Here is a 7,243-nt window from a genome sequence, read left to right as displayed (position 1 = left end):
CGTAACAAGGTAACTGTACCGGAAGGTGCGGTTGGATCACCTCCTTTCTAAGGAGCTTTCAGTCTGGCTCTCCGGAGACCAGACTCAAAGAACTCGGCTGATCTTTCTTTGCTCAAGTTAAGCGTCCTTTGGGGCGCTTTTTTTGTTTATTCCAATGCTTTTTGTAAGGGGTGCCACCGCTCATGTGCTTGTGTAACGGATATGTGCCCTTATGCACCACAAGAGCCTCCAATCCGTGTACACTGTACCTAAGAACCCATTGCTGGGTCATTGGGAAGTAGCAGTTGTATGCGTTATTCAATTGGTTCGCGCCGCCATAAGCCCAGGCGCGGCATTGCTGGGGGCAGTGGGTCCCAGGCTCCGCCGCAATCCCGACGCCGTGTGACCTCGGCGGGGGGTGTGGTGTTGCGGGAGAGGGCCGGTGGCAAGGGGTTGGAAGTACTCTTGATTGCCATCAAGGACGGGCGAGTCTGGAGCCTACCCAAAGGCCAGGTAGAGCCAGGAGAACGGTATCCCCAAACGGCTATCCGCGAGGTACGAGAAGAGACCGGCATTGAGACCAAAGTGCTGGCCCCACTGGGCAGCATTCGCTATCACTTCACGGTTAGGGACGACGGCATTCAGACCACTGTTACTAAGGAAGTACATCACTTTTTGATGGGCTATGTAGGTGGGCTGCCCCGACCGCAAAAAGAAGAAGTGGACGGGGTGGACTGGTTCCCAGTACGCGAGGCCCTCAGGCGGCTTTCGCACCAAAACGAGCGCGACGCCGTATTGAAGGCGCTGGCCCGCTGGGATATGAAAGCACCTGTCAACGCCACACATCACGGTAGGGTTTGATGGTACTTCCATGCGAGTACGTGCCCGATTGGGCACGTACAGCAGGCTGTGGGGGTCACTGGTTGGCGGTGTGGCCTATTCGAGGGGATCGCTCGAGGTCGTCGTCTTAACTTCCGTGCAACCATAAAGCATAGTATACCCCCCATGGGTATTTGAACCCCCGGTTTCCAGGCATTCGTCTTTATCCCCAAGCCGGTCTTTCAGCCAGCCGGAAAGGGGTCAGGTCGAACTGGCTTCGTCCGTGCAGGGCTAGCTCGGCCATGGCCTCCCCCACCGAAGCCGAGTGTTTGAAGCCATGCCCGGAGCAGGGCGAGGCTACCAGGATGCGCTCGGAGTCGGGGTGGTGGTCGAGGATGAAATCGCCATCGGGCGTGGAGGTATAAAGACAGGTAGCAGCTTTGAGGCAGGTCGAACCCAGGCCCTTCAAACGGCCCTGCACATAGCGGGTGAACATGGTCTGGGCCTCGGCTTCGGCTACTGTACGCTCTACCTGGTCGGGGTGGGTGGATACCCGCGACTGCTCGGTGGCTACTTTCACGCCTTGCGAAACCTGGGGAAGGCCATAAAAGTGCTCACCCTCTGCACTACCAAACATCCAGATAAAGATGGGAAAGCGCTCTGGCAGGTAGGCTTGAGGGTTCTTTGCCTCGAGCCAGAACAACACCTGGCGATAGACCCTGAGCACCCGCGCAAACGGCTCGCCCAGCAGTTCGCCAGCCCAGGAACCTGCGCTCACCACTACTTTGGCGGCGTGGTAGCGGGCTTTGTCGGTTTCGACCTGCACACCGTCAGGCGTCGGGGAAATCTGTAGCACGGTTTCCCCGGTCTGCCATACTGCACCCAGGCTTTGGGCCTGCTCGAGCTGTACCTGCACACAGCGCTCGGGATAGACCAGACCCGCCCCTGGCTCGAAGTAGCCGGTCTCGTCGCCGGTCAGGTCAAACTGCGGGAAGCGCTCCCCTATCTGGGTGGCGTTCAGAACCTCGTGGGCGATGCCAAACTGCTGGGCAGCCTGAAGGGTGCGTTGCAAAAACTGCGGCTTGCCGTGGTGCAGGGCCTCGCCCACTTCACCGCTCAGAATCAGGCCCCCACAGGCCCGCAAAAGCGACTCGCCGGTTTGGGCCTCGAGTTCGCGCCAAATCTGGTGTGAGCGCAGCACCAGCGGTACATAGGCTGCTCCCTCCCCGATGGCCTGCCGGGTAATGCGGGTCTCGCCGTGACTGGAACCATAGATATGCGGGGGCCGATGCCGATCTATCCCGATCACCCTGGCCCCGCGCCGGGCAAGCTGGTACAGGCTGGCGCTGCCCATCGCGCCCAGGCCGACCACAATTACATCCGCCGATGGCATGGGCATAGTATCGCCCTTTTGTGCAGGGAGCACCACTGGCTGCGGTTTCCCAATAGCTCATCCTAGTCTGCACCCACCCTCCTCTCCCCTCTTCGCTGGAGGTCTGGTAAAGGAATTTGGCCCCCCCGACGACCTCAGGAAAAGTCAAAGGTCAAAGCGGAAGACTCTTCCGGCCCCAGTCCGATCCGAGACCTGAGATTTGAAACCTGCGACACTCTCGAGGGGCCAGGTTGGCCAAAAATCAACTTACCCAACCCCTAGGGCTCCAAAATCACCTTTCCGGTGTTTTTTCGGCTTTGCACGAAGGCAAAAGCCCTGGCGGCCTCTTCTAGTTTGAACCGCTCCCCCACCACCGGCTTAATCTGACCAGAGGCCACCAGAGGAATCAGGAAGGCCGTTGCAGCCTGCATCTCGGCGGGGTCGCTCAGGAAGGGGGTCAGCCAGACCCCCATCACGCTCTGGTTGCCCTTCATCAGGCCCACCGGGTAGATCTGGGCCATCTCGCGCGAAGCCGAGCCAATCACCAGCAGACGGCCCCGGTAGGCCAGCATCCCCAGGCTATGGGCAAAACCGGCTCCCCCCACCACCTCCATCAGAACATCCACCCCTCTGCCCTCGGTGGCATTTTTGACCGCATCCACCAGGTTGTCCTGGGTGTTGAGCAGGGTTACATCAGCCCCCAGATTGCGGCACAGGGTCAGTTTTTCCTCGCTGCTGGCCAGGGCCACCACCCGCAAGTCCATCGCTTTAGCGATCTGAATCGAGGCCGTACCCAGTGCGCCGGCGGCAGCCTGAATCAAAACCCATTCGCCGGGCCGGGCCTGGGCCTGGGTGTGTAGGGCGAAATAGGCGGTGAAGTAGGAGACCGGAAAAGCCGCTGCTTCGGCAGCGCTAAACTGGGGCGGTACTGGCAGCACCGAGCGGGTCGGAACCACCGCATACTCGGCAAAAGCCCCGCTTCCCCCGAGCGCCGCCACCCGCTGACCCACTTGCAGCCCCTCTACCCCCTGGCCCATTTCGTCCACCAGACCGGCAAATTCCATACCGGGAACCATGGGGTAACGGGTGCGCACCAGGTACTCTCCGGCCACGTACAAAATGTCGGCGAAGTTGAGCCCCACGGCCTCGACCTTGATGAGCACCTGTCCAGCGCCAGGGCTGGGTTTGGGGAGGTTGGTAAGCTCCAAGACTTCGGGGCCGCCTGGGCGGTATACCTGGATGGCTTTCATGCTGTGTAGCATAATGCCATGGCCGATAGCCAAGTGCTTCCCGCACCTATCTTGGGGGATAGGCGAGTCAACGATCACTCGAGAATTGCGCCCAGAAGGTAGCTATATCAAAAAGCCATTTGTGAATCTTACCTGGGCACAACCTAATGGTTGGTTGGCCAAATAGCCCTTGACGCTCGGCCCTAAACCCAGGGCAGACCTGCAACCTGCGACGGTACCCCCAAAATGTAGCTCCACCGAAGAATGTCCCCTGCACCTGGAGGTATTCTCGAGCCCGTTATGTCGAGAACGGCGATTGTGATTGGCTCGGGGATTGGGGGTCTGGCGATGGGCCTGCGCCTACAAAGCCTGGGCTTCGATACCACCCTCGTGGAAAAACTGGACGCCCCCGGCGGGCGGGCCTATGTGCGCAAAGTGGATGGCTTCACCTTCGACATGGGGCCGACTGTCATTACGGTGCCGCATTTCATCGAGGAGCTTTTCTCCCTCGAGCGCGGCCAATCGAACCTGAGCCTCCCCGACTACCCTGCCGAAGTCCTGGGCGATGACAAACGCATCAAAACCGGCATCTCGGGAGGCAAGAACACCAGCAGATACGTAAAAATTGTTCCCATCCTCCCCTTCTACCGCATCTACTTTGACGACGGCGCCTTCTTCGACTACGACGGCGACCCCGAGAACACCCGCCGCCAGGTGCAGGAGTTGGGCGAGCCCGGCGACCTCGAGGGCTACGAGCGCTTCCACTCCGACGCCAGGGCCATTTTTGAGCGGGGTTTTCTCGAGCTCGGCTACACCCATTTCGGCGACCTGGGCACCATGCTGCGGGTCGTTCCCGACCTGCTCAAGCTCGACGCGGTGCGCACGCTGTTCGGCTTCGCGGCCAAGTACTTCAAGAGCGACAAGTTGCGCCAGGTCTTCAGCTTCGAGACCCTGCTGGTGGGTGGCAACCCTTTGAGCGTTCCCGCTATCTATGCCATGGTCCACTTCGTGGAAAAAACCTGGGGCATCCACTTTGCGATGGGCGGCACCGGGGCACTGGTGAAGGCCTTTGTCCAAAAGTTTGAAGAGTTGGGCGGCATTATGCGCTATAACGCCGAGGTGAAGAAGATCAATGTGGTGCGCGAAGGCAGCAAGAAAATCGCTAAGGGCATCACCCTGGCCGATGGCAGCACAATGCACAGCGACATCGTGGTTTCCAACGCCGACTATGCCAACACCTACCTGCGGCTGGTCGAGCCCGAGTACCGCTTCTGGCAGTCGGATGTGATCGTGAGGAACCGCCCGCAAAGCATGTCGCTGGTGGTGATCTACTTCGGCTTTCGGGCCGATGGCGGCGAGGGCGAAAAGCTGCGCCACCACAACATCATCCTGGGGCCGCGCTATGAAGAGCTGCTGAAGGACATCTTCGGGCGCAGGGTGCTGGCCAAGGACTTCAGCCAGTACCTGCACATCCCCACCCTCACCGACCCCTCCCTGGCCCCACCCGGCCACCATGCGGCCTACACGCTCATTCCGGTGCCACACAATGGCTCCAGGCTGGACTGGGACTTGCTGGGCGAGCCTTTCGTGAACAAGATTCTGAAGTTTTTGCAGGATCGCGGCTATCTCCCCAACCTCCAACAGCGGCTCGTCCACAAGAGCTTCATTACCCCCGACTACTTCGAGCACACCCTGAACAGCTACCTGGGCAACGCCTTCGGCCCCGAGCCGATCCTGGCCCAGTCGGCCTTTTTCCGGCCCCATAACAAAAGCGAGGACATATCCCACCTCTACCTGGTGGGCGCGGGCGCCCAACCCGGAGCAGGCACCCCCAGCGTGATGATGTCGGCCAAGATGACCGCCCGGCTGGTGGCGAGGGATTTTGGGATTGTGGATGAAGTGAAGAGGAATGTTGAGCCGCCCCGACCTGCAGAGCCCGTTGCTGGCACAGACTAAAAATTGGACCTGGCAGTCGGCCACCTTTTACTGATCGCCCCAGTTCCATGGACTCGGAGCCTTGGTGTATTGGAGCACACACAATTTTGACGGTTGCAGATGTGCTTGGGGATAGAATGACAAACGGGGTGGTGCTTAGGCAGGAATCCTGCTGATAAGCCAATAGTCGTTGCTTCCTAAAGAAAACCTAAGCACCCAGATGAATTAATACGAGATAAAAACGCGTCCAGCATGCATTTCGCCTGGCATAGCAATTTAGATTTCTAACGCTTGACTCCAAAAGAATGGTTTGCGTAGAAAGGGGTGCAAACCATGCGAAATCTGGCTTCGGCTCAATGGCTTTTGGGTGCGCTGGCGGGGGTGCTGCTGCTGGCGGCTTGTGGAAGCCCCACCAGCTCCACGCCTTCCACACCCAGTATCAGTGAAACCATGTCGGTCGAGGAGGCCCGCCTGGTCAGCCACAACCTCGAGCTTCAGGGCAACGCCCCCGAGCAACAGGTGGTGTTCGACTTCAGCGGCAAGGTGGAGGAAGGCCCCAGCAAGGACACCACCCTGGCGGGCAGACTGACCCTCGAGCTCAAACCGGTAGGGGGCGGCAACTTTGTATTTATGGGTGCGCTTACCGGGGCCAGCAGCCTCAACCTTCCGGCCAAAGGTGTCCTGACCCGTGGAGGCCGCATCTTCATCTTCCTCGAGGTGGATCGGGCCAACAATTTACTGATGGTGGGCACGGGGAAGCGCGAAATGGGCGGCGTGTTCAAAGGCCCGTTTATGGGGCCAGCCGCAGGAGATCGGGGTAGTTGGACGGCCACGCCCGTGTCGGGGCCGACCCCTATGCCAACCCCTCAGCCGCAAAAGCTTTCCTACAACTTTAGCGGGCTGGTCGAGGATGGCCCGGCCAAGGGGAGGAAGCTCGAGGGCAGACTAAACCTGGAAGTCCGGATCAGGGAAGGGCGTTATAATGCTGCGGGGACAGTGGCTGTGTGGCTGGAGATTGTCTGGAATGAAAATGTATATGAACTGGATTTCCAGAAAGGAGTAAGACAATGGGATTTCCAGAGCTTGAAAGTCAAATCATCGGAAAAAACGATTATTCTGAAAAAATAATGGTTTCGGCTTTGATATGAAAGGAATTGTTTTTTGTCTTTTGGGTTTACTGATCGGGTTGAAAAGTTCCGGGTAGTTGGTCAGGCGTAAGGATTATGATCTGGCGGTGGCCCTGCAGGCCGGTAGCGGAACATCGGTTAAAGGAGTAAAGAATAAATGACGAACTCCAGGAAACCTTTTTCCGTAGAAAGATAAAAAAAGTTCGTTTTATGAAAGAGTTGTTATTGAAATTAGTAGCTTCTGACCGGAAACATCTGGACGGAGCTTTACTTTTCCTGCGATTGTTTATAGGAGGAATGATGTTGAGTCATGGGTGGACGAAATTGGCGACCTTTTCGGTTTTAAGCGCTACTTTTCCCGATCCTTTAGGCGTAGGTAGTACCTTATCGCTTCTATTGATTCTATTTGCAGAGGTAGGATGTTCGTGTTTGCTGATCTTCGGGTTAATGACCCGGTTGGCTGCTCTCCCCTTGATGTTCGGAATGCTGATGGCTTTTTTCGTTATTCATGGTGCCGATCCTTTTGCAGTGAGAGAGTTGCCTTTACTTTATCTGGGCGTGTATGTATTTTTGCTGTGGGGCGGAGCCGGCAGCTATTCCCTGGACGAATGGATCCGGCGAAGGATTATTCGCCGGGAGATTGCTCGATAAGTGCCGGAACATCGGTAGTCCCGAGTTCTTCGTCTTCGACGATAAGCGTACGGGCAAAAAGCCAGTAAAGCAATAATACACAGATGACAATGACTCCGATAGTCAGCCAGATGTTATTTTTTCTTTTTTTC

The 7,243-nt window shown here is 57.7% G+C and carries 6 protein-coding genes; 4 read left to right on the top strand and 2 right to left on the bottom strand.

The window, feature by feature from the left end:
* Positions 1-333: 333 nt before the first annotated feature.
* Positions 334-840, top strand: a complete 507-nt coding sequence (locus Q0288_RS06530; RefSeq protein ID WP_299428926.1) for an NUDIX hydrolase — start codon at positions 334-336, stop codon at positions 838-840.
* A gap of 181 nt (positions 841-1,021) precedes the next feature.
* Here Q0288_RS06530 and solA read toward each other — a convergent pair whose 3' ends face one another.
* Together solA and Q0288_RS06520 are read right to left on the bottom strand one after the other, a co-directional pair.
* Positions 1,022-2,191 carry an N-methyl-L-tryptophan oxidase gene (gene solA / locus Q0288_RS06525; RefSeq protein ID WP_299428924.1) on the bottom strand — a complete coding sequence of 390 codons (1,170 nt, stop codon included), beginning with the start codon at positions 2,189-2,191 and terminating at the stop codon, positions 1,022-1,024.
* A 257-nt stretch (positions 2,192-2,448) separates the two neighbouring features.
* Entirely contained in the window at positions 2,449-3,420 is a 972-nt protein-coding gene (locus tag Q0288_RS06520) for an NADPH:quinone oxidoreductase family protein (RefSeq protein WP_299428922.1), read from the bottom strand.
* Positions 3,421-3,699: 279 nt separating this feature from the next.
* Here Q0288_RS06520 and crtI point away from each other — a divergent pair, with 279 nt between their 5' ends.
* The 3 genes from crtI (at position 3,700) to Q0288_RS06505 (ending at position 7,112) form a co-directional block, all read left to right on the top strand.
* Positions 3,700-5,355: a phytoene desaturase family protein gene (gene crtI / locus Q0288_RS06515; protein ID WP_299428920.1), complete on the top strand. Its 1,656-nt coding sequence runs from the start codon at positions 3,700-3,702 to the stop codon at positions 5,353-5,355.
* A 312-nt stretch (positions 5,356-5,667) separates the two neighbouring features.
* Positions 5,668-6,462 (top strand): hypothetical protein, encoded by a 795-nt coding sequence (locus Q0288_RS06510; protein ID WP_299428918.1) that lies wholly within the window; start codon positions 5,668-5,670, stop codon positions 6,460-6,462.
* Positions 6,463-6,671: 209 nt separating this feature from the next.
* On the top strand, positions 6,672-7,112 hold the full coding sequence (locus Q0288_RS06505; RefSeq protein WP_299428916.1) for a DoxX family protein: 441 nt from the start codon (positions 6,672-6,674) through the stop codon (positions 7,110-7,112).
* Positions 7,113-7,243: the final 131 nt, after the last annotated feature.

The sequence above is a fragment of the uncultured Meiothermus sp. genome, assembly GCF_937863175.1.
Classification (GTDB): Bacteria; Deinococcota; Deinococci; order Deinococcales; family Thermaceae; genus Meiothermus.
The sequence above is the reverse complement of the archived record's forward strand: the minus strand, read 5'-3'. Positions and strand labels throughout refer to the sequence as shown.

Bases quoted from the DNA above. Each gene is read 5' to 3' on its own strand.
- solA (WP_299428924.1), bottom strand. From the start codon at position 2,191: ATGCCATCGGCGGATGTAATTGTGGTCGGCCTGGGCGCGATGGGCAGC.
- Q0288_RS06520 (WP_299428922.1), bottom strand. From the start codon at position 3,420: ATGAAAGCCATCCAGGTATACCGCCCAGGCGGCCCCGAAGTCTTGGAG.
- crtI (WP_299428920.1), top strand. From the start codon at position 3,700: ATGTCGAGAACGGCGATTGTGATTGGCTCGGGGATTGGGGGTCTGGCG.
- Q0288_RS06510 (WP_299428918.1), top strand. From the start codon at position 5,668: ATGCGAAATCTGGCTTCGGCTCAATGGCTTTTGGGTGCGCTGGCGGGG.
- Q0288_RS06505 (WP_299428916.1), top strand. From the start codon at position 6,672: ATGAAAGAGTTGTTATTGAAATTAGTAGCTTCTGACCGGAAACATCTG.